Genomic DNA, 22280 nt, shown 5'->3' on the forward strand with positions numbered 1-22280 from the left:
CTTGGCCTACAGCAGTTCAGTGTCAACCGGTTTCGCGAGATGGCTCCTCCAACTGTGGTGTGCGATCACCCGACCACTTCTCTTCAACGCGGCCGTAGCGCCAGAACAATAAGGCTATCGCCCAGGTGACCACGAACATCGCGACCACGATGAAGCCGACGGTGTTGAGATCCAGGCCGCCAAACCAGCCCCAGAACGGGCCCCGCCAGCCCAACTGGGCGGCGAAGAGGTTGAGTAGTTCGACGCTGCCGATTAGCAATGCGACCGCCACCGACAGTCCGGTGATGGTGATGTTGTAGTAGATCTTGCGCACCGGGTTGGCGAACGCCCAGCCGTAGGCAAAGTTCATGAAGGAGCCGTCGATGGTGTCCAGCAGGCACATGCCGGCGGCGAATAGCATCGGTAAGCACAGGATCGCGTACCAGGGCAGCCCGGCGGCCGCGCTGGTGCCCGCCAGCACCAACAGCGCGATCTCGGTGGCGGTGTCGAATCCGAGGCCGAACAGCAGCCCGATCGGGTACATGTGCCACGACTTGGTGATCGACTTCATGAAGCGGCCGAGAATTCGGTTGACCAGTCCGCGGTTGTCCAGCTGTCGTTCGAGTTCGGCCTCGTCGTAGTCGCCGTGGCGCATACGCGAGAACACCCGCAGGATGCCGACCAGGACGATGACGTTGAGAATCGCGATCAAATACAGGAAGGCGCCGGAGATGCTGGTACCGATCAGACCGGTGTAGTGGTGCAGCGTCGAGGAGTCATTCTCGACCGGTCCGACGATGGCCTTGAGCCCGGTCGCCAGCATTAAAGCCAGCCCGAAGACCACTGTGGAGTGGCCCAGCGAAAAGAAGAATCCAACCGCAAGGGGGCGTTGCCCGTCGTTCATCAGCTTGCGGGTGGTGTTGTCGATCGCGGCGATGTGGTCGGCGTCGAACGCGTGCCGCAGGCCCAGGGTGTACGCCGTCAGCCCGACGCCGATGCCAAATGCCTTGCCGCCCAGGCTGAGCCGGGCGGGTTCCACCAAGAGCACCAAGGTGAGCCAGCCGATCAGATGCAAAGCGACGATCATCGCCAGCATCAATCCCAGGCGCCACCACTCCGATGGCGACAGGACGCGGCGCATGCTGGTCCAGCGTGCGGACCGCCGGTCAAGTTCGGCACCACCTACGGTGCGTTGACGCCGAGTCAACGCAGACCCAGTAGCGCGTTCTCGACCACCTCGGGCAGCGCCGGATGAATCCAGTACTGGCCGCGCGCCATTTCGGGCGCGGTCAACCCGAAGCTCATCGCCTGGAGCAACGGCTGGACAATCGACGACGCCTGGTACCCCATGACGTGCGCGCCCAGCAGTCGTCCGGTGCCCCGCTCGGCGATCAGTTTGACGATTCCGGTGGTGTCCTCCATCGCCCAACCGTACGCGACATCACCGTAGTCCTGAATTGTGACCGAAATGTCGAGCCCCTTTGCCGCAGCTTGGTTTTCGGTGAGTCCAACAGCAGCGATCTGGGGATCGGTGAATACCGCAGCGGGTACGTAGCGGTGGTCGGTGACGACCATCGATTCGGTGTCATCCCAGTCGTGGAGCAGATTGTGCTGCACGACGCGGGCTTCGTGATTGGCGACGTGCTTGAGCTGGTACGGCGACGACACGTCCCCGAGCGCGAAAACCCCACGCGCGGAGGTCCGTTGGTATTCGTCAACCGCCACTCGGCCGTCTTCGACATCGACACCGGCTTGCTCGGCGTCCAGCAGGTCGGCGTTGGACAGCCGGCCGGTCGCTACCAACAGCAGGTCGGCGTTGATCGTGGAGCCATCGTCGAGCTCCAGCGCGACGCCGGACCCGCGGTTCTGCCCGTCGACCACGTTGCGATGGGTGCGCAGTTCCCATTTGGTGGATGCGATGCGGGTAAACCGCTCGCAGATGGTGTCGTCACAATGCCGCAGCAGGCAACTGCCCCGGATCACCAGGGTGACCCGCACACCCAGGGCGGAGAAAATGTGTGCGAATTCTGCTGCCACGAAGCCACTTCCAACGATGACGATGTGCTCGGGCAGTTCGGCAATCCGCATAACGGTGTCGCTGGTGTGGTAGTCGACGCCGGACGCGAGGATGGCCGGCGGAACAACTGGCCGGGATCCGGCCGCTATCACCACCTGGTCCGCGGTGAACTCTTCACCGACATCGGTGCGCAGCAGGTAGCGCCCATCAGCCTGGACCGGCCCGAAACGGGTGTGCGTGCGGTACACGTCGATATTGGGTGCAGAGCGCCGATAGTCCTCGCCGCTGAGTGCGATTGGATCGATGCGCCCGAAGACCCGCGAGACGATGTCGTCCCACCGCACCCGGTCGATGTGCGCGTCGACTCCGTAACGCGAGGCGCCCCGGATAGTCGTGGCCACCTCGGCGGCGTAGACGAACATTTTCGTCGGGATACACCCGACATTGAGGCAGGTGCCGCCGAAGGTACCCTGTTCGCAGATCGCCGCCCGCTTGCCGGCATAGCGCTCATCGAGAATGCTGTTGCCCGAACCGGTTCCGATGATCGCGATGTCGTATGTTTCCATTTTGTTTGGGCCGTCAGCCTTTCCCCGACGATGCCGAGGCGTCGGTGTCGTTCAGTGTGCCGAGGTAGTCGTCCAGCCAGGTGTCCAGGTGGCGGTAGGCGTTCTGGCGGGGCTGCGGTAGTGACAAGAACACATCGTGTTTGGCGTCCGGCACCGGGATGATGGTGGTGCGGTTGCCGATCCGGCCGGCCCAGCGGGTGATATGGGCGACGTCGAGAACCGCGTCACCGCGGTGCAGCGTCGCCGGGTCGGTGCTATTGCGCACCGTGTGATCCGAACACAGGATCAGGTTGGGCACGCCGACGTCGAGCCCGCGATGTAACCGTGCATGGCCGCGACGCATGGCATGAATCCAGCCGAAGGTGACCGGGAAGCCGCCGACCGGTTTCCATTGCAGGTTGTAGTCGAACTCTCCGCCGTACTCCCGGTGCAGGGTGGAGCCGTAACCGCCTTCTCGGGGCGATCGGGCTACCCACTTGGGCCGCATGCGCGACATCGCGGCGAATAGCGCCGCGGTCACCTGCAGTCGCAGGACCGCCGGGCCTTGCAGATCCAGGAACGGGCTATTGAGCACCAGGCCGGTGATACCTGCGCGCGTGGTCGCGCCGCGCTCGCGCACCCGGTCCAGCCACAGCGAGACGATGAGCCCACCGGCGGAGTGGCCGTATACCAGGACCTTCGCTGCGGGGTTCGGCTCGGTGATGACGGACACGGCGTGTTCAAGTTCGGTGTCGTAGCGGGCAAGGTCGGTGACGAAATGGGGTGTCTGGCCGTCCCGCCGGGACCGGCCGCACTTGTGGAGATCGACCGCATAGAAGGCGAAGCCGCGTTGGGCGAAGTGATCGGCCAGCTCGGTGTGAAAGAAGTAGTCGGTGTAGCCGTGTACCGCCAGGACCGCGTGCTCGGCCCGGCTAGCGTCCCCGCGGCGGATCAGGGTTGCGACGATCCCGCCCTCGCCGTCCGGATCGGGCCCGAGCGGAATCGTGCACTGCCAATAGCCGGGCAAGATATCGCGCACCCAGCCAGTCACCTTGCCAGCTTAAACGCGGCGCGCGCCATCGCCTCCCCAGCCGTAGCCGGCAGCCCACCGTGGGGGTCGGTCGATGGCTGGCGGAGACCCGCGGTGCTGGCGGCACCGACGACATCTTCGGTGATATAGATGGTGCCAGGGGTGCTAGTGGTGCCCGTAGTGCGGGTGGGTGGCTGTTCAGCGAAGCATCGAGTCATCCGGCGTACGTCGCTAACGTTGTCCGCCCGGCGGTCGGACCTGCTCGGGGTGCCGCCCGCACCCGTCGGGATAACCTGGGACCGGCACAGCCCAGGGAAGGAACGCGTTGTCAGAGCTAGCCAGAACTGCCCGGACCGACGTCGTGCTGGTGGGTGCGGGCATCATGAGCGCCACGCTGGGCGCGCTGCTACGTCGGCTCGAACCGGACTGCTCGATCACTGTGATCGAGCGGCTGGACGCCGTCGCCGCCGAAAGCAGCGGTCCCTGGAACAATGCCGGCACCGGGCATTCCGCCCTGTGCGAGATGAACTACACCCCAGAAATGCCGGACGGTTCGATTGACATCACCAAAGCGGTGCGGATCAACGAGCAATTCCAGGTCACCCGCCAGTTCTGGGCATACGCCGCCGAGAACGGCATCCTGACTGACCGCAGCTTCGTCAATTGCGTCCCGCACGTGAGTTTCGTGCACGGATCGCAGCGCGTCGCCTATCTACGGCGCCGCCAACAGGCATTGGCCGGCAACCCGCTGTTCGCCGGCACCGAGCTGATCGAAGGCCCCGACGAATTCGCCCGCCGGTTGCCGTTCATGGCCGCTAAGCGTGACTTCTCCGAGCCGGTGGCGCTCGGCTGGGCCCGCGACGGCACCGACGTCGACTTCGGTGCCCTGGCCAAACAACTCATCGGCTATTGCGTGCGCAACGGCACCACCGCGTTGTTCGGGCACGAAGTTCGCAACCTGTCCCGTCAGTCCGACGGCAGCTGGACGTTGACCCTCCGAAACCGCCGCACTGGCGAAAAGCGCAACCTGAACGCCAAGTTCGTCTTTGTCGGGGCCGGGGGCGACGCCTTGCCCCTGTTGCAGAAGTCTGGAATCAAGGAGGTCAACGGCTTCGCCGGCTTCCCGATTGGCGGCCGCTTCCTGCGCGCCGACAACCCGGCGCTCACCGGCGCGCATCGGGCGAAGGTGTATGGCTTTCCGGCGCCGGGAGCCCCGCCGCTGGGCGCATTGCACCTGGATCTGCGGTTCGTCAACGGCAAGTCGTGGTTGGTGTTCGGGCCGTATGCCGGCTGGTCGCCGAAGTTTTTGAAATACGGGCGGATCAGCGATCTACCCCGATCGATCAGAGGGGACAACCTGCTGCCCATGCTCGGTGTCGGCGTCACCCAACGGAAAATGCTCAACTACTTGATCGCTCAGTTGCGCCTCTCCGAACCCGACCGGGTCCGTGCGCTGCGTGAATTCGCTCCCAGTGCAGTGGATTCGGACTGGGAGCTGACGGTAGCCGGGCAGCGGGTGCAGGTGATCCGCCGGGACAAGCGCGGAGGCGGCGCGCTCGAGTTCGGCACCACGGTGATCGGCGATGCGGACGGCACCATCGCCGGCCTGCTAGGGGGTTCGCCGGGGGCGTCGACCGCCGTGCCGATCGCGCTCGACATCCTGCAGCGTTGCTTCGCCGACCGGTATCCGGCCTGGCTGCCCGCGCTGAAGGAGATGGTTCCGTCGCTGGGAGCCCAACTGTCCGACGAGCCAACGCTGTTCGACGAGGTGTGGTCCTGGGGCACCAGGGCGCTGCAGTTGGAGGCGTCCGCATGACCGAATCCCTGCACCGCGTCTGGGCCAAAGATCTTGACGCCCGGACCCTTTACGAGCTGCTCAAGTTGCGGGTGGAGGTGTTCGTCGTCGAACAGGCCTGCCCGTACCCGGAGCTGGACGGGCGCGACCTGCTCGCCGAGACCCGGCATTTCTGGCTGGAAACGCCCGACGGAGAGGTGGTCTGCACGCTGCGTTTGATGGAAGAGCACGCCGGGGGCGAGAAGGTGTTCCGGATCGGCCGGCTGTGCACCAAACGTGACGCCCGCGGACAAGGCCACACCACCCGGCTGCTGCGTGCGGCGCTGGCCGAGGTGGGCGACTACCCGTGCCGGATCGATGCGCAGGCCTATCTGGCGGAGATGTATGCCCAGCACGGCTTCGTCCGCGATGGTGACGAGTTCCTGGACGACGGTATCCCGCACGTGCCCATGCTGCGGCCCGGCTCGGGTCTGGCGAAGCAGCCGTGAAGCCCTATCCGTTCAGCGCGATCGTCGGTCATGATCGGCTGCGGCTCGCGCTGCTGTTGTGCGCCGTGCGCCCGCAGATCGGTGGGGCGCTGATCCGGGGCGAAAAGGGCACGGCGAAATCGACGGCCGTGCGCGGTCTGGCCGCGCTGCTGTCGGCCGTGACCGGGAGCGTCGACACCGGCCTGGTGGAGATGCCGCTGGGCGCCACCGAAGACCGGGTGGTCGGCTCACTGGATCTGCAGCGGGTGCTGCGCGACGGCGAACATGCGTTTTCACCGGGATTACTGGCCCGCGCTCACGGCGGCGTGCTCTACGTCGACGAGGTCAATCTGCTGCACGATCATCTGGTCGACATTCTGCTCGACGCCGCCGCCATGGGACGGGTACACATCGAACGCGACGGCATCTCCCATTCCCACGAGGCCCGGTTCGTGCTGATCGGCACCATGAATCCGGAGGAGGGCGAACTGCGTCCACAGCTGCTGGACCGGTTCGGTCTGACCGTCGACGTGCACGCGTCACGCGACATCGACGTACGTGCGCAGGTCATCCGCCAGCGGATGGCCTACGAGGCCGACCCGGACGGGTTCGCCGCACAGTACACCGACGCCGAGGCCGAACTGGCCCGTCGGATTGCCGCGGCCCGGGCAATAGTCGACGATGTGGTGTTGCCGGACAACGAGTTACGGCGCATCGCTGCGTTGTGCGCGGCGTTCGACGTCGACGGCATGCGGGCCGATCTGGTGGTGGCCCGAACCGCCGCCGCCCACGCCGCCTGGCGCGGCGCGCATACCGTCTCCGAGCAGGACATCCGGGTGGCAGCAGAACTGGCGCTGCCGCATCGTCGCCGCCGGGACCCGTTCGACGATCACGGCATTGACCGCGACCAGCTGGACCAGGCGCTCGCGCAGGCCGATACCGAACCGCAGGGTGAGCCTGAGCCTGATCCCGACCCGCCGGGCGGCGGTCAGGCCGCGAATGACGCTGCTTCGCAACCCAACTCAAGCCCACCGAAACCGCCGAAGCCCAGCGCGCCACCGTCGAAGATCTTCCGTACCCGCGCGCTGAGGGTCCCTGGGGTCGGCGAGGGCGCGCCGGGGCGACGGTCTCGGGCCCGCAACATTTCCGGCAGCGTGGTGGCGGCCGCCAGCGGCGACGACGTCGACTCCGGCGCGCACGGATTACACCTGTTCGCCACCCTGCTGTCGGCCGCCGAGCGCGCATCCGGCGCCGGGGCGCTGCGGCTGCAGCCCGACGATGTGCGCCGGGCCGTCCGCGAGGGGCGTGAAGGCAATCTGGTGATCTTCGTCGTCGACGCTTCCGGCTCCATGGCTGCCCGGGACCGCATGGCCGCGGTCAGCGGCGCCACCCTGTCGCTGCTGCGCGACGCTTACCAGCGCCGGGACAAGGTCGCGGTGATCACCTTCCGCCAGCATGAGGCGACCCTTTTGCTCTCGCCGACTTCGTCGGCGCACATCGCCGGCCGGCGACTGGCCCGATTCGACACCGGTGGCAAGACCCCGCTGGCGGAGGGACTGCTGGCCGCGCGTGAGCTGGTCATCCGCGAGAAGGTGCGTGACCGGGCCCGACGCCCACTGGTGGTGGTTTTGACCGATGGGCGGGCCACCGCCGGGCCAGACCCGTTGGGCCGCAGCCGAACTGCGGCTGCCCGGTTGGTCGCCGAAGGCACGGCCGCGGTGGTTGTGGACTGCGAAACGTCGTATGTGCGGCTGGGGCTGGCCGGGCAGCTGGCCCGCCAGCTCGGCGCGCCGGCCGTTCGGCTGGAGCAGTTGCACGCCGACCATCTGATGCAGGCCGTCCGAAGCGTGGCCTGAGCCGCGAACAGGAGGAGTTAGGTAACCGCCGATGCCGCAGGGCAATCCGCTCGCAGTGCCCAACGATGGCCTGACCACCAGGGCCCGGCGCAACACGCCGGTACTGGCGGTACACACCGGTGCGGGTAAGGGGAAATCGACGGCGGCCTTCGGAATGGCGTTGCGGGCTTGGAATGTTGGCCTCGATATCGCGATATTCCAGTTTGTCAAGAGTGCCAAGTGGAAGGTGGGCGAGGAGGCGGCGTTCCACCACCTCGGCCGGCTGCATGATCAGCACGGGGTGGGTGGGCCGGTGGAATGGCACAAGATGGGTGCTGGCTGGTCCTGGTCACGCAAGTCCGGCAGCGATGTCGACCATGCCGAGGCAGCGGCGGACGGTTGGGCCGAGATCGCGCGCCGGCTGGCGGTACAACGCCACGACTTCTATCTGCTCGACGAGTTCACCTACCCACTGAAGTGGGGCTGGCTCGACGTCGACGATGTGGTCGATGTCTTGTTGGCCCGCCCTGGCCACCAGCACGTGGTGATCACCGGGCGCGACGCTCCGCCACGGCTGATCGAGGCCGCCGATCTGGTTACCGAGATGACCAAGGTGAAACACCCGATGGATGCGGGGCGCAAGGGACAGAAGGGCATTGAGTGGTGAACGTGGCCGCGTCACTCCGCGAGGGCGCGTGTCCGTACACGGACACGCCGTGCGCCGCGGCATTCTGCGGACGCTCGCGGCTTGGGGTCACCCGGTGACCCGGGTACCGGCGGTGGTCGTCGCCGCCCCCTGGTCGGGCAGCGGTAAGACCACGGTCGCGACGGGTTTGATCGGAGCCCTCCGGCAGGCGGGCCACGCTGTCGCGCCATTCAAGATAGGTCCGGATTTTATCGACCCCGGTTACCACGCGATGGCCGCGGGAAAGCCCGGCCGCAATCTCGACCCGGTACTGGTGGGGGAGCGGCTCATCGGCCCGCTGTACGCGCATGGCGCCCGTGGCGCGGACATCGCGGTGATCGAAGGGGTGATGGGTCTGTTCGACGGGCGCATCGCGCCGGATGCGACCACCCCGGCATCAGGGTCCACCGCGCACGTCGCCTCGCTGCTGGGCGCCCCGGTGATCCTGGTGGTCGACGCCCGCGGCCAGAGCCACAGCATTGCCGCACTGTTGCACGGCTTTTCCACTTTCGACACCGCGACTCGGGTCGGCGGCGTCATCCTCAACCGGGTCGGGTCGGCCAGGCACGAGCAGGTGCTGCGACAAGCCTGCGAACAGGCCGGTGTCCCGGTGCTGGGCGCCATACCGCGTACCGCTGAATTGGAGCTGCCGGCACGGTATCTGGGCCTCGTCACCGCCGTCGAGTACGGCCGTCGGGCACGGCTGGCGGTCGAGGCGATGACGGCAGTGATCCGCCGCCACGTCGACCTTGCCGCGGTGCTTGCGCACGCGCGAAGCCGCGCCGTCGCCGATCCGTGGGATCCGCCCACGGCCGTGGGTGGGACGGCCGCCCACGCCACCGTGGCTCTGGCCGCGGGCAGGGCCTTCACCTTCGGCTATACCGAACATGCCGAGCTACTGCGGGCTGCCGGCGCACATGTGGTCGACTTCGACCCGCTCGTCGACCCACTACCGGAAGCTACCGAGGCGGTGCTGTTGCCCGGCGGGTTCCCCGAGCAGTTCACCGCGGAACTGTCCGCCAACGATCTCGTGCGCCGGCAGATCAACGAACTGGCCGCGGCCGGCGCTCCGGTGCATGCCGAATGTGGGGGCCTGCTCTTTCTGGTTTCTGAACTCGACGGACACCCGATGTGCGGAGTGCTGTCCGGGTCGGCACGGTTCACCGATCGCCTCACCTTGGGCTATCGCGACGCCGTCGCCGTCGCCGATTCGGCGCTCTATTCGGCCGGCCAGCGGGTGGTTGGACATGAATTCCACCGGACCGCAGTCACATTCACCGATAGCTATCACCCGGCGTGGGTGTTCCGAGGCCAGGACGAGGATGCCGTGCGAGATGGCGTCGTGCGGGCCGGAGTGCACGCGTCGTATCTGCACACCCATCCGGCCGCGACACCCGGAGCGGTGGTGCGTTTCGTCGCACACGCCGCCGCTCGTCGAACGAAACGGCACTGCAAAAGAAGTGGGGTGAAGCGCAATTGATTACTGCTCTGGTCCTCACAGCAGCTCGGTTGGGCGAGAGGCAGGCACGCGAAAGCGGATCGGTAGTTTTGGCGGTCTAGTGTTTTGGGGATAGCGGGGTGGGATTGGCCGGAAGGGGCGTCGGCAAAGCGCAGTAGATGGCGAGCACGTTGTGCACGCCACTAACCGCTAAGGGGGGTAAGGAACTTGGCCGCATCTGAGGTCGGCGATGGTGATTCGGTTGGCAATTGCGCGGTTCGTGATAGTGGTGCGGTAGCGCAGATTGTGTCGGGCAGTCTGCGATGACCGCTCCTGGCTGGTTTGCTTCGCCGCCGGAAGTTCATTTCAGCGGCACTGACCGGCGGGTCGGGGCCGGCTTCGCTGGTGGCGGCAGCGGCGGCGTGGAATTCGCTCAGTACCGAATATGCTTCGGCAGCAGAAGAACTCAATACGGTGCTGGCTGGGGTGCAAGGTGAAGCTTGGCAGGGTCACAGCGCTGAAAGTTATGTCGCGGCGCATCTGCCGTATCAAGCGCAGCTGACTCAAGCCAGCGTGGCTAGCGCGGCGGCGGCGGCCCAGCATGAGGTCGCGGCGACGGCCTATGTGAGTGCGGTGGCGACGATGCCGACATTGAGTGAGTTGGCGACCAATCACGCCGCACACGCGATGTTGGTCGGGACGAACTTTTTTGGGAGCAATACGATTCCGATTGCGGCGAATGAGGCCGACTATGCGCGGATGTGGGCCCAGGCCGCCACCACGATGGGCGTCTACGAGACGACCGCCACTGCGGCGTTGGCCGCAATGCCGACCGTCCCATTTCCGCCAGCGATCGTTAAGCCTGGTATGGGTGCGGTTGGCGATATAGGAACCATCGGAGTCCATGGCGGCGCTGTGGAAATCGGCCGCAGCTGCGAACTGTTCCTAGTAGCGCTGACCACGATTTGGGGACTGATCGCGCAAATCGTGCACATAATCATGCTAATCGGGCGTGGCCTGCTTAATGTGTTGGTCTACACGCTCATATCGTCGGGTGGGGAGCTAGTCTACTTGCTGGTCAGCGGTTTCGAAGCACTAGCGGCGCAGACTGATTTCATTATTGCGGGTTTGACCGTAGCGGCTGACGCGGTTGGCGGGGTTGCCGCTACGAGTGGGGTGCCTACTGGGTTGCCGCTGCCACTAGCGCTGGGGTTAGCCGCCGGCGTCAATTACGCGTCGCAGTTGGACGAATATGCTGAGGTATTGGATCAAGGTGCTGGGATCGTGGGGTTTGCTGGTACCGCTTCGTCGCCGATCGCTGCTGGTGCTTCGGGGTTGGTCACGTTGGGCGGTGAGTTCGGTGCTGGTCCGCCGCTGCCGATGCTGCCGGCGACGTGGCACTAGGCTTGCTGGGTGACCGAGAACCCCTATCTGGTCGGGTTGCGGCTGGCCGGCAAGAAGGTCGTCGTGGTTGGCGGGGGCACGGTCGCCCAGCGCCGGCTGCCCCTGCTTATCGCCAGCGGTGCCGACGTCCACGTGATCGCCCCGACGGCCACCCGCGCCGTCGAGGCGATGGATCAGATCACCTTGTCGGCGCGTGACTACCGCGACGGCGACCTCGACGGAGCCTGGTATGCGATCGCGGCAACCGATGATGCGCAGGTGAACGCGGCGGTCGTCGCCGAGGCGGATCGCCGCCGGATCTTTTGCGTCCGGGCCGACATTGCGGTCGAGGGGACCGCGGTCACCCCGGCGTCATTCAGCTATGCGGGGCTGTCGGTGGGCGTGCTGGCCGGCGGTGAGCACCGCCGGTCGGCGGCGATCAGGTCCGCGATTCGCGAGGCTCTGCAGCAGGGCCTCATCACCGCAGAGAGCTCCGACGTTGTCCGCGGCGGGGTGGCGCTGGTCGGCGGCGGCCCCGGCGATCCCGAGCTGATCACCGTCCGCGGTCGACGGCTGCTCGCCCAGGCCGATGTCGTGGTCGCCGACCGGCTCGCGCCCCCCGAACTGCTCGCCGAGCTCCCCCCACACGTCGAAGTCATCGACGCCGCCAAGATCCCTTACGGCCGCGCCATGGCCCAGGATGCGATCAACGCGATCATGATCGATCGGGCCAGAGCCGGCAGGTTCGTGGTCCGCCTCAAAGGCGGCGACCCGTTCGTGTTCGCCCGGGGTTATGAAGAAGTACTGGCATGCGCCGACGCCGGAATTCCGGTGACCGTGGTGCCGGGTGTGACGAGTGCCATAGCCGTGCCCGCGTTGGCGGGTGTTCCGGTGACTCACCGGGCCACAAATCATGAATTTGTGGTGGTCAGTGGTCATTTCGCGCCCGATCATCCCGAATCGTTAGTGAATTGGGACGCTTTGGCCGCAATGTCGGGCACCATTGTTTTGCTGATGGCGGTCGAACGCATCGAACTTTTCGTCCACGTCCTACTCAAGGGCGGCCGACCTGCGGATACGCCGGTGCTGGTGGTTCAGCACGGAACGACCGCCGCTCAACAGACGTTGCGGGCTACCCTTGCCGACACGCCGGAAAAGGTCCGTGCAGAGGGGATCCGACCTCCCGCGATCGTCGTCATCGGCGCCGTCGCGGCATTCGGGGTTTAAACAATTCTTAAGATTACTGTAGGGTAACCCGCTATGACGGCTCTCAACGACACTGAGCGGGCGGTCCGTAACTGGACGGCTGGACGCCCAGAACGTCCGGCCCCGTCGCGTTCATCGCGCTCGGAGGAGACCGCCTCAGAGCGCCCCAACAGGTATTACCCGACGTGGTTACCGTCTCGCCGCTTTATTGCCGCGGTCATCGCGATCGGTGGAATGCAGCTGCTGGCGACCATGGACAGCACCGTCGCCATCGTCGCGCTTCCTAAGATTCAGAACGAGCTGAGCCTGTCCGATGCCGGCCGCAGCTGGGTGATCACCGCCTACGTGTTGACCTTCGGCGGGTTGATGCTGCTCGGTGGCCGCCTCGGCGACACCATCGGACGCAAACGCACGTTTATCGTCGGCGTCGCGCTGTTCACGATCTCGTCGGTGCTATGCGCGGTTGCCTGGGATGAGGCGACGCTGGTCGTTGCGCGGTTGTCACAGGGTGTGGGCTCGGCGATCGCATCGCCGACCGGTCTGGCGCTGGTGGCGACCACGTTCCCCAAGGGGCCGGCCCGCAACGCCGCAACGGCGGTGTTCGCCGCGATGACCGCGATCGGGTCGGTGATGGGCCTGGTGGTTGGCGGAGCGCTGACCGAGGTGTCATGGCGGTGGGCGTTTATGGTGAACGTGCCGATCGGGCTGGTGATGATCTACCTGGCCCGCACCGCGCTGCGGGAAACCAACAGGGAGCGGATGAAGCTCGACGCTACCGGAGCCATACTGGCCACGCTGGCCTGCACAGCCGCCGTATTCGCCTTCTCGATCGGCCCGGAAAAGGGCTGGCTATCAGGCATCACCATCGGTTCGGGCCTGGTGGCCCTGGCGGCCGCCGTGGCGTTCGTCATCGTGGAGCGCACCGCCGAGAACCCTGTCGTGCCGTTCAAACTGTTCCGCGACCGCAACCGGCTGGTCACCTTCGCCGCGATCTTCCTGGCCGGTGGCGTTATGTTCAGCCTGACGGTGTGCATCGGCCTGTACGTCCAGGACGTCCTGGGCTACAGCGCGCTGCGCGCGGGTGTCGGCTTCATCCCGTTCGTCATCGCGATGGGAATCGGCCTGGGTGTCTCCTCACAGCTGGTGTCGCGGTTCTCGCCGCGGGTGTTGACGATCGGCGGCGGATACCTGCTATTCGGCGCCATGCTGTACGGCTCGTTCTTCATGCACCGTGGCGTGCCCTACTTCCCGAACCTGGTCATGCCCATCGTCGTCGGCGGGATCGGCATCGGCATGGCCGTCGTCCCGCTGACCCTGTCGGCGATCGCCGGCGTCGGCTTCGACCAGATCGGCCCGGTATCGGCGATGACACTGATGCTGCAGAGCCTGGGCGGGCCGCTGGTGCTGGCCGTCATCCAGGCCGTGATCACCTCGCGGACGTTGTACCTGGGCGGTAGCACCGGCCCGGTGAAGTTCATGAACGACGCCCAGCTGACCGCGCTCGACCACGGCTATACCTATGGCCTGCTGTGGGTGGCCGGCGCGGCCGTCATCGTCGGCTGTGCGGCGTTGTTCATCGGGTACACCCCGGAACAGGTCGCCCACGCGCAGGAAGTCAAGGAAGCCATCGACGCCGGAGAGCTGTAGTCCGCGATTCTGCTCCATTCCCGTCTAGCGTCACGTCAGAGTGGCGGTCGGGCGCGGGCGTGGCACCAGTGTGACGCTCGTCGCGACCCGCGGCGCCCAGCAGGGACACTAAACAGCCGCGCCCGCGGCCACGGCTAGGCTTGCCCGCTGTGATCACCCGGATGTCCGAGCTGTTCCTGCGCACCTTGCGCGATGATCCCGCCGACGCCGAAGTGGCCAGCCACAAGCTGCTGATCCGAGCCGGCTACATTCGGCCCGTCGCGCCCGGGCTGTACAGCTGGTTGCCGCTGGGGCTGCGGGTACTGCGCAACATCGAACGTGTCGTCCGCGAAGAGATGAACGCGATCGGCGGACAGGAGATCCTTTTCCCGGCCTTACTGCCGCGAGCGCCGTACGACACAACCAACCGGTGGACCGAATACGGCGAAGGGGTGTTTCGGCTCAAGGACCGCCGCGGCAACGACTACCTGTTGGGCCCCACCCACGAAGAGCTGTTCACTCTGACGGTGAAGGGTGAGTACAGCTCCTACAAGGACTTTCCGCTCACGCTGTATCAAATCCAGACCAAATACCGGGACGAGGCGCGGCCGCGGGCCGGCATCCTGCGCGCCAGGGAGTTCGTCATGAAGGACTCCTACTCCTTCGACATCGACAGCGCTGGACTCAAGGCGGCCTACCACGCGCACCGGGAGGCCTACCAGCGCATATTCGATCGGCTTGAGGTGCGCTACGTCATCGTGTCCGCGGTCTCGGGCGCGATGGGCGGTAGCGCCTCAGAAGAGTTCCTGGCTGAGAGTTCGATCGGCGAGGACACCTTCGTGCGGTGTCTGGAGTCGGGTTATGCGGCCAACGTCGAAGCGGTTATCACCGCGCGCCCGGAGACACTGCCCATCAACGGGCTGCCCGAACCGGTGGTCCACGACACCGGCGACACCCCAACCATCACCAGCCTGGTGGCCTGGGCAAACGAGGCTGATCTGGGCCGCACCGTCACAGCCGCGGACACCCTGAAGAACGTCCTGGTCAAGGTTCGCCAGCCGGGCGGGGACTGGGAGCTGCTGGCCATCGGCGTGCCCGGCGATCGTGAGGTCGACGACAAGAGGCTTTGCGCTGCGCTCGAACCTGCCGACTACGTATTGCTCGACGACGACGACTTCGCCAAGTATCCGTTCCTGGTCAAAGGCTATATTGGACCGAAAGCATTGCGGGACAACGACGTTCGCTATCTCGTCGACCCGCGCATAGTCGACGGCACCAGCTGGATCACTGGGGCGGACGAGCCCGGCCGGCATGTCGTCGGATTGGTGGCCGGCCGCGACTTCACCGCCGACGGCACCATCGAGGCCGCCGAGGTGCGGGCGGGCGACCCGTCTCCGGACGGCGCCGGTCCGCTGGTCCTGGCGCGCGGCATCGAGATCGGGCACATCTTCCAGCTCGGTCGCAAATACACCGATGCTTTCACCGCCGACGTGCTCGGCGAGGACGGCAAGCCGGTGCGGCTGACCATGGGCTCCTACGGCATCGGGGTTTCCCGCCTGGTCGCGGTCGTTGCCGAGCAGCAGCACGACGAGCTGGGTTTGCGCTGGCCGTCGGCGGTCGCGCCGTTCGATGTCCACCTGGTGATCGCCAACAAGGACGTCGAGGCTCGAGCCGGGGCCACCGCGCTGGCCGGCGATTTGGATCGGCTGGGTGTTGCGGTGCTGCTGGACGACCGACCGGCATCGCCCGGCGTCAAGTTCAAAGACGCCGAGCTGTTGGGTATGCCCTGGATCGTCGTGGTGGGGCGCGGCTGGGCAGACGGCGTGGTCGAGCTGCGCGACCGCTTCAGCGGTCAGACACGTCAGCTGGTCGCCGGCGCCTCGCTGGCCACCGATCTCGCAGCGGCTATTTCCGGGTGAGGCATCGGGTAGCTATTCGTTGCCGCCGGGGAACGCCGCGGTGATGGGCCAGGCGCCCAGCACCCGGTTCCAGCGGGTGGCCAGCACCGCGCTCTCGGTCAGAGCCGTCGAGGCGAACGCCCGGTCGTCGGCAGTCCCGGCGTGCTCGACGACCGCCCGCCAGGCTGTTGCCCCGTCGTTCTCCATCCGCACTGCCAGCCGTGCCGCATCGGCCGCGCTGCCGACCTGCATGGGCAACTGGTACCCGGCGGCGGCGACCGGGGCGGTGACCCCGCGGGCGGCGAGCATCGCGATCACGTCGTCCCGACGGTGGCGGTGTTGGTTCAAGGCTTCCACCACCAAGGAGTTGACGCTTAGGGGCGACAGCGCGGACACGATGCCGTAGCCGTAAATGGTCGCGTGTTCGACGGCAAGGGCATCGCACAGCGCCTCGGTGTCGGCACTGGTGGCGGTGGGGGACCGCTTCGGTGTGGCAACCGGGGTGGGCTCGGAGGTGGTCATATCGACGGGCCTCCAGGCACCAGCGCGACCGTGTAGGACGCGGTGCAGGACGCGGCTATCGAGGCGAGCAACCCTGCCCGGTAGCCCGATGACTTGGTCACCAGGCGACTGGCTTCCTCGGCTGATGTGCGCAGCGAATCGATCACGTCGGATACCGGCGGCGGTGGTGGTGGCGGCGAGGCTGGGTCGGTTGGGCTGGGGCTGGAGCTGCTCGTTTCGCTCGTCGCGGACGCCAGCTTGCCGGCGGCCCGGGCGATCTCGGTTGCCAGCGCGCGCGCATGAGCGGTGCGCTGGGTGGCGACCACGGTCAGCGCGGCGGCGACCTGTGGCGGGATCCCGATGGCTCCGGCGGCGGCAGCGGCCAGCGCACCGTCGTGCCGTGCCTGGTCCAACGGCGTAATTAGCTCTTCCACCGCGGGTGTCTTGGGTGCGGACTCGCCGCAGGCGGACCCGACCACTCCCAGGGCAGCGAGAACGGCGCCACTGGCAAGCACACGTCGTCGGTTCGTGAGCCAGTTGGTGACGGGTACTGCTCTAGGCACAGCAATATCCTGCCATCAGAAAGACACCGCTACGAAGGTAGGCACGACGCGGTGACACGATGACGGCACGATCACGACGTCATTGGTGATTCCTGGCGTATCGTTGGTAGCTGGTCCTCCCGGATACTTTCCGGACGCTGGCTGCTGCGTGCCGGTGGGACGCCGGGGGGCGCCGTGGTGGTGACATCCGCCAGTGTCCGGACAACTCAAGATGAGGAGCTCGCCGTGACCACCGGGCTACCTTCGCAGACGCAGGTGATCGAGCTACTCGGTGCAGATTTCGCGCGCGCCGGCTACGAGATCGAAGACGTGGTCATCGACACCCGGTCTCGCCCGCCGCGGATTGCGGTGATTGCCGACGGTGACACCCCCCTCGACCTGGACACGATAGCCACATTGTCCCGCCTGGCATCGGCTTTGCTGGACGGCTTGGACAGCGCGAACGGCATTCGGGGCCGCTACCTACTCGAGGTCAGTTCTCCTGGCGTAGAACGTCCGCTGACCAGCGAAAAGCACTTCCGCCGCGCCCGTGGTCGCAAGGTGGAACTGACGTTGTCGGACGGATCGCAACTGACCGGCCGGGTCGGCGCGACGGGCGGTGACACGGTGGCGTTGGTGGTCCGGCAAGAGCGGGACTGGGTTGTCCGCGAAATCCCGCTTCCTGAAATCGTGAAAGCTATTGTCCAGGTTGAGTTTTCGCCGCCAGCCCCGGCGGAGTTAGAACTGACCCAGTCTTCCGAGATGGGGCTGGCCCGCGGGACGGAGGCCGGAGCATGAACATCGACATGGCTGCGCTGCATGCAATCGAGGTAGACCGGGGCATCTCGGTCAATGAGCTGCTCGAAACGATCAAGTCCGCGCTGCTCACCGCCTACCGGCATACCCAAGGTCACCAAACCGACGCTCGGATCGAGATCGACCGCAAAAGCGGTGTCGTTCGGGTGATCGCCCGCGAAACCGATGAAGACGGCAATCTCATCAGCGAGTGGGACGACACGCCTGAGGGCTTCGGCCGCATCGCCGCCACCACGGCACGTCAGGTGATGCTGCAGCGATTCCGCGACGCCGAGAACGAGCGGACCTACGGCGAGTTCTCCACCCGTGAGGGTGAGATCGTCGCGGGAGTGATCCAGCGCGACAGCCGGGCCAACGCCCGCGGTCTGGTCGTCGTCCGGATGGGTAGCGAGACCAAGGCGTCCGAGGGCGTGATCCCGGCCGCTGAACAGGTCCCCGGCGAGAGCTACGAACATGGCAACCGGCTGCGCTGCTACGTCGTCGGTGTGACCCGAGGTTCCCGAGAGCCGCTGATCACGCTGTCGCGCACGCACCCCAATCTGGTGCGCAAGCTGTTCTCGCTGGAAGTCCCCGAGATCGCCGACGGATCGGTGGAGATCGTGGCGGTGGCCCGCGAAGCCGGCCATCGTTCCAAGATCGCGGTGGTGTCCCGCGTGCCGGGCCTCAACGCAAAGGGGGCTTGCATCGGCCCGATGGGGCAGCGGGTGCGCAACGTGATGAGCGAACTTTCCGGGGAGAAGATCGACATCATCGACTACGACGACGATCCGGCCCGCTTCGTCGCCAACGCGTTGTCGCCCGCCAAGGTGGTGTCGGTATCGGTAATCGACCAGACCGCCCGGGCCGCCCGCGTGGTGGTGCCCGACTTCCAGTTGTCGCTGGCCATCGGCAAAGAGGGGCAGAATGCGCGGCTCGCGGCCCGGCTCACCGGGTGGCGGATCGACATCCGCGGCGATTCGCCGCAGTCGGGGCAGCCCGAACAGGGTGCCAGCCGCGGGATGGCACGCGACCGCTAGCCCGGCGACGATGCGGACGGCGGAGTCGTCTGAGGAGGAGCTGGGCGGTTGGGCTCTAGCCCGGCGACGATGCGGACGGCGGAGTCGTCTGAGGAGGAGCTGGGCGGTTGGGCTCTAGCCCGGCGACGATGCGGACGGCGGAGTCGTCTGAGGAGGAGCTGGGCGGTTGGGCTCTAGCCCGGCGACGATGCGGACGGGGGGAGTCGTCTGAGGAACCGCCGGGCGGTTCTGACCATTTGTGGGGTGACGCTAGACTTAGCCGTGATCCAGCGCGAGCCTTCGGCCTCGGTGCATCGACGCCCGGATAATCCCCGTGGACCGGTGCGGACGTGTGTCGGGTGTCGGAAGCGAGAGCTGGCCGCCGGACTGCTTCGAGTGGTGGCTGTGACGACCGGGAACGGCAGCTACGCCGTTATCGTTGATACAGCGACCAGCCTGCCGGGGCGGGGTGCATGGCTGCATCCCCTGCGGCAGTGCGCGCAACAAGCGATTCGGCGGCGGGCTTTCACCAGAGCGCTGCGCATCGCCGGTTCACCGGACACATCCGCGGTGGTCGAGCACATCGGTTCTTTGGATGCGCTCGACCCAGCGGGCAACAGAACAGGTAGCAACGAACATGAGCACACCGTGAAGTCCCGATGACAATGCGTCATAGCTAAACCCGAGGCGCGGCCCACGACTGTCGCCTCATGGACAGGAGATGTAGTGGCAGGTAAGGCCCGCGTACACGAGTTGGCTAAGGAACTCGGTGTTACCAGCAAGGAAGTGCTCGCCCGGCTAAGTGAACAGGGCGAATTCGTCAAATCGGCGTCCTCGACGGTGGAGGCACCCGTGGCGCGCCGGCTGCGCGAATCGTTTGGCGGCGGCAAGCCGGCCCCCGGGAAAGGCCCGGAGAAGGGCCTCGAAACCGGCCCTGCGAAGGCCCCCGCGAAGGCGCCCGGCAGCACCGTCGGTAGGGGCCCCGACAAGTCCCTTGACCAGGCCCTCGACGCCGCGATCGACAGGGCCGCAGGCAACGGCAAAGCGACCGGCACGCCCACTAAGGCCGTCGAATCCGGCGCGACTGCAACCGCCGCCCCGATTGCCCCCGCGGCGCCCGAACCTCCGGCCGCGCCGCCGCCCAGTCCTCCGGGGCCGACGCCGGGACAGCCGCCCAGCCCGCAGGCCCCCCATCCCGGCATGGCTGCCGGGGCGCGTCCGGGCCCCGCGCCGAAGCCCGGGATTCGTACCCCGCGCGTCGGCAACAACCCATTCTCGTCGGCGCAACCCGCCGACCGGCCCATTCCGCGTCCGCCGGCTGCGCGCCCCGGAGCGGCCCGGCCCGGGGGGCCACGGCCGGGTGCCTCGCCCGGCAGCATGCCACCGCGTCCCGGTGGAGCTGCTGGCGGGCCGCGCCCGCCACGTACTGGCGCTCCGCGGCCCGGCGGCCGGTCCGGGGGGCCCGGTGCCGGCCGCTCCGACGCGGGTGGCGGTAACTACCGAGGTGGAGGCGTGGGTGCCGCACCCGGAACCGGATTCCGGGGCCGTCCCGGTGGCGGTGGTGGCGGCGGTGGCCGTCCCGGGCAGCGTGGCGGTGCCGCCGGCGCGTTCGGCCGTCCTGGCGGTGCGCCCCGGCGCGGTCGCAAATCCAAGCGGCAGAAGCGCCAGGAGTACGACTCGATGCAGGCTCCGGTCGTCGGCGGCGTGCGGTTGCCGCACGGTAACGGCGAGACGATCCGGCTGGCCCGCGGTGCGTCCCTGTCGGACTTCGCGGACAAGATCGATGCAAACCCGGCGGCGTTGGTGCAGGCGCTGTTCAATCTCGGCGAGATGGTGACGGCTACCCAGTCGGTCGGCGACGAGACGCTGGAACTGCTGGGTAGCGAGATGAACTACAACGTTCAGGTCGTCAGCCCCGAGGACGAAGACCGCGAGTTGCTGGAGTCGTTCGACCTGACCTACGGCGAGGACCACGGCGACGAGGAAGACCTGCAGACGCGTCCGCCGGTGGTTACCGTGATGGGCCACGTCGACCACGGCAAGACCCGACTGCTGGACACGATCCGTAAGGCCAACGTCCGCGAGGAAGAAGCCGGCGGCATCACCCAGCACATCGGTGCCTATCAGGTGGGGGTTGACCTCGAGGGCGACGAGCGGCTGATCACCTTCATCGACACCCCCGGTCACGAGGCGTTCACCGCCATGCGTGCCCGCGGTGCCAAGGCCACCGACATCGCCATCCTGGTGGTCGCGGCCGATGACGGGGTGATGCCCCAGACAGTGGAGGCCATCAACCACGCGCAGGCCGCTGACGTACCGATTGTGGTGGCGGTCAACAAGATCGACAAGGAGGGTGCCGACCCGGCGAAGATTCGCGGCCAGCTCACCGAATACGGTTTGGTGGCCGAAGAATTCGGCGGCGACGCGATGTTCGTCGATATCTCGGCCAAGCAGGGGACCAACATCGAGGCGCTGCTGGAGGCGGTTGTGCTGACCGCCGACGCGGCGCTGGACCTGCGGGCCAACCCCGACATGGAAGCCCAGGGTGTGGCCATCGAGGCGCACCTGGACCGCGGCCGCGGACCAGTAGCCACCGTGTTGATCCAGCGCGGCACGCTGCGCGTCGGCGACTCGGTGGTTGCCGGCGATGCCTATGGACGCGTTCGCCGGATGGTCGACGAACACGGCGAGGACATCGATGCGGCACTGCCGTCGCGTCCCGTTCAGGTCATCGGCTTCACGTCGGTGCCCGGCGCCGGTGACAACTTCCTGGTGGTCGACGAGGACCGCATCGCCCGGCAAATCGCCGACCGGCGCAGTGCCCGCAAGCGCAACGCCCTGGCGGCGCGCTCTCGCAAGCGGATCAGCCTGGAGGACCTGGATTCGGCACTGAAAGAAACCAGCCAGCTGAACCTGATCCTCAAGGGCGACAACGCCGGTACCGTCGAGGCGCTGGAAGAGGCCCTGATGGGTATCCAGGTCGACGACGAGGTGGTGCTGCGCGTCATCGACCGCGGTGTCGGTGGCATTACCGAAACCAACGTCAACCTGGCGTCGGCGTCGGATGCGGTGATCATCGGCTTCAATGTGCGCGCGGAAGGCAAGGCGACCGAGCTGGCCAGCCGGGAAGGCGTGGACATCCGCTACTACTCGGTTATCTACCAGGCGATCGACGAGATCGAGAAGGCGTTGCGCGGGCTGCTCAAGCCGATCTACGAGGAGGTCCAGCTGGGTCGTGCCGAGATCCGCGCGTTGTTCCGGTCCTCGAAGGTCGGTCTCATCGCCGGCTGCCTGATCACCTCGGGTGTGGTGCGCCGCAACGCAAAGGCTCGGCTGTTGCGCGACAACATCGTCGTCTCCGAGAACCTGTCGGTGGTCTCGCTACGGCGCGAAAAGGACGACGTGACCGAGGTCCGCGAGGGCTTCGAATGCGGTCTGACACTGGGTTACTCCGACATCAAGGAGGGCGACGTCATCGAGTCCTACGAGCTGGTCCAGAAAGAGCGCTCCTGATGAGCCTCG

17 protein-coding genes and 1 pseudogene are annotated in these 22280 nt (G+C 66.7%); 13 read left to right on the plus strand and 5 right to left on the minus strand.

Annotated features, from left to right (window positions below; all coding sequences use genetic code 11):
* Positions 1-22: 22 nt before the first annotated feature.
* The 3 genes from AADZ55_RS08020 to AADZ55_RS08030 form a co-directional block, all read right to left on the minus strand.
* Positions 23-1120 carry a HoxN/HupN/NixA family nickel/cobalt transporter gene (locus tag AADZ55_RS08020; protein WP_085323896.1) on the minus strand — a complete coding sequence of 366 codons (1098 nt, stop codon included), beginning with the start codon at positions 1118-1120 and terminating at the stop codon, positions 23-25.
* Between the two features lie 62 nt (positions 1121-1182).
* On the minus strand, positions 1183-2562 hold the full coding sequence (mtr, locus tag AADZ55_RS08025) for a mycothione reductase (RefSeq protein ID WP_085323895.1): 1380 nt from the start codon (positions 2560-2562) through the stop codon (positions 1183-1185).
* Positions 2563-2575: 13 nt separating this feature from the next.
* Positions 2576-3592 carry an alpha/beta hydrolase gene (locus AADZ55_RS08030; RefSeq protein WP_085323894.1) on the minus strand — a complete coding sequence of 339 codons (1017 nt, stop codon included), beginning with the start codon at positions 3590-3592 and terminating at the stop codon, positions 2576-2578.
* A gap of 304 nt (positions 3593-3896) precedes the next feature.
* Here AADZ55_RS08030 and mqo point away from each other — a divergent pair, with 304 nt between their 5' ends.
* From mqo to AADZ55_RS08075, 9 genes and pseudogenes are all read left to right on the plus strand, one after another.
* Positions 3897-5387, plus strand: coding sequence for a malate dehydrogenase (quinone) (gene mqo, locus AADZ55_RS08035; RefSeq protein WP_085323893.1), 1491 nt, complete (start codon positions 3897-3899; stop codon positions 5385-5387).
* Positions 5384-5854: a GNAT family N-acetyltransferase gene (locus AADZ55_RS08040; protein ID WP_085323892.1), complete on the plus strand. Its 471-nt coding sequence runs from the start codon at positions 5384-5386 to the stop codon at positions 5852-5854. Before mqo ends, AADZ55_RS08040 begins: the two co-directional genes overlap by 4 nt.
* Positions 5851-7689, plus strand: a complete 1839-nt coding sequence (locus tag AADZ55_RS08045) for a magnesium chelatase subunit D family protein (RefSeq protein WP_085323891.1) — start codon at positions 5851-5853, stop codon at positions 7687-7689. Before AADZ55_RS08040 ends, AADZ55_RS08045 begins: the two co-directional genes overlap by 4 nt.
* Before the next feature lie 31 nt (positions 7690-7720).
* Positions 7721-8335, plus strand: coding sequence for a cob(I)yrinic acid a,c-diamide adenosyltransferase (gene cobO / locus AADZ55_RS08050; protein ID WP_085323890.1), 615 nt, complete (start codon positions 7721-7723; stop codon positions 8333-8335).
* Positions 8336-8429: 94 nt separating this feature from the next.
* Positions 8430-9833 (plus strand): cobyrinate a,c-diamide synthase, encoded by a 1404-nt coding sequence (locus AADZ55_RS08055; protein WP_242670013.1) that lies wholly within the window; start codon positions 8430-8432, stop codon positions 9831-9833.
* Between the two features lie 300 nt (positions 9834-10133).
* Positions 10134-11195: a PPE family protein gene (locus tag AADZ55_RS08060; protein WP_278248569.1), complete on the plus strand. Its 1062-nt coding sequence runs from the start codon at positions 10134-10136 to the stop codon at positions 11193-11195.
* A 9-nt stretch (positions 11196-11204) separates the two neighbouring features.
* Positions 11205-12412 (plus strand): annotated as a pseudogene (gene cobA, locus AADZ55_RS08065) (uroporphyrinogen-III C-methyltransferase).
* A 22-nt stretch (positions 12413-12434) separates the two neighbouring features.
* On the plus strand, positions 12435-14027 hold the full coding sequence (gene efpA / locus AADZ55_RS08070) for a multidrug efflux MFS transporter EfpA (protein ID WP_085323888.1): 1593 nt from the start codon (positions 12435-12437) through the stop codon (positions 14025-14027).
* A 149-nt stretch (positions 14028-14176) separates the two neighbouring features.
* Positions 14177-15925 carry a proline--tRNA ligase gene (locus tag AADZ55_RS08075; protein ID WP_085323887.1) on the plus strand — a complete coding sequence of 583 codons (1749 nt, stop codon included), beginning with the start codon at positions 14177-14179 and terminating at the stop codon, positions 15923-15925.
* A gap of 12 nt (positions 15926-15937) precedes the next feature.
* Here AADZ55_RS08075 and AADZ55_RS08080 read toward each other — a convergent pair whose 3' ends face one another.
* Together AADZ55_RS08080 and AADZ55_RS08085 are read right to left on the minus strand one after the other, a co-directional pair.
* Positions 15938-16426, minus strand: a complete 489-nt coding sequence (locus tag AADZ55_RS08080; RefSeq protein WP_085323886.1) for a ferritin-like domain-containing protein — start codon at positions 16424-16426, stop codon at positions 15938-15940.
* Entirely contained in the window at positions 16423-16968 is a 546-nt protein-coding gene (locus AADZ55_RS08085) for a hypothetical protein (RefSeq protein ID WP_085323885.1), read from the minus strand. The genes AADZ55_RS08080 and AADZ55_RS08085 overlap by 4 nt, the downstream gene beginning before the upstream one ends.
* A gap of 225 nt (positions 16969-17193) precedes the next feature.
* On the opposite strand from AADZ55_RS08085, the gene rimP reads away from it, so the two are divergent.
* The 4 genes from rimP to infB all read left to right on the plus strand — a co-directional run bounded on the left by rimP (position 17194) and on the right by infB (position 22271).
* Positions 17194-17745 carry a ribosome maturation factor RimP gene (gene rimP, locus AADZ55_RS08090; protein WP_085323983.1) on the plus strand — a complete coding sequence of 184 codons (552 nt, stop codon included), beginning with the start codon at positions 17194-17196 and terminating at the stop codon, positions 17743-17745.
* The gene (gene nusA, locus AADZ55_RS08095) at positions 17742-18779 is read left to right on the plus strand and encodes a transcription termination factor NusA (protein ID WP_085323884.1); all 1038 of its coding nucleotides are present in this window, start codon (positions 17742-17744) and stop codon (positions 18777-18779) included. Before rimP ends, nusA begins: the two co-directional genes overlap by 4 nt.
* A gap of 261 nt (positions 18780-19040) precedes the next feature.
* Positions 19041-19421, plus strand: coding sequence for a YlxR family protein (locus tag AADZ55_RS08100; protein ID WP_207569033.1), 381 nt, complete (start codon positions 19041-19043; stop codon positions 19419-19421).
* Between the two features lie 63 nt (positions 19422-19484).
* Positions 19485-22271 (plus strand): translation initiation factor IF-2, encoded by a 2787-nt coding sequence (gene infB, locus AADZ55_RS08105; RefSeq protein ID WP_085323882.1) that lies wholly within the window; start codon positions 19485-19487, stop codon positions 22269-22271.
* Positions 22272-22280: the final 9 nt, after the last annotated feature.

This window comes from Mycobacterium decipiens (assembly GCF_963853665.1).
Taxonomy (GTDB): Bacteria; Actinomycetota; Actinomycetes; order Mycobacteriales; family Mycobacteriaceae; genus Mycobacterium; species Mycobacterium decipiens.

What these genes read in the sequence shown, in the direction of transcription:
- AADZ55_RS08040 (WP_085323892.1), top strand. Translation starts at nt 5,384, where the DNA reads ATGACCGAATCCCTGCACCGCGTCTGGGCCAAAGATCTTGACGCCCGG.
- cobO (WP_085323890.1), top strand. Translation starts at nt 7,721, where the DNA reads ATGCCGCAGGGCAATCCGCTCGCAGTGCCCAACGATGGCCTGACCACC.
- nusA (WP_085323884.1), top strand. Translation starts at nt 17,742, where the DNA reads ATGAACATCGACATGGCTGCGCTGCATGCAATCGAGGTAGACCGGGGC.
- efpA (WP_085323888.1), top strand. Translation starts at nt 12,435, where the DNA reads ATGACGGCTCTCAACGACACTGAGCGGGCGGTCCGTAACTGGACGGCT.
- AADZ55_RS08020 (WP_085323896.1), bottom strand. Translation starts at nt 1,120, where the DNA reads ATGCGCCGCGTCCTGTCGCCATCGGAGTGGTGGCGCCTGGGATTGATG.
- mtr (WP_085323895.1), bottom strand. Translation starts at nt 2,562, where the DNA reads ATGGAAACATACGACATCGCGATCATCGGAACCGGTTCGGGCAACAGC.
- AADZ55_RS08080 (WP_085323886.1), bottom strand. Translation starts at nt 16,426, where the DNA reads ATGACCACCTCCGAGCCCACCCCGGTTGCCACACCGAAGCGGTCCCCC.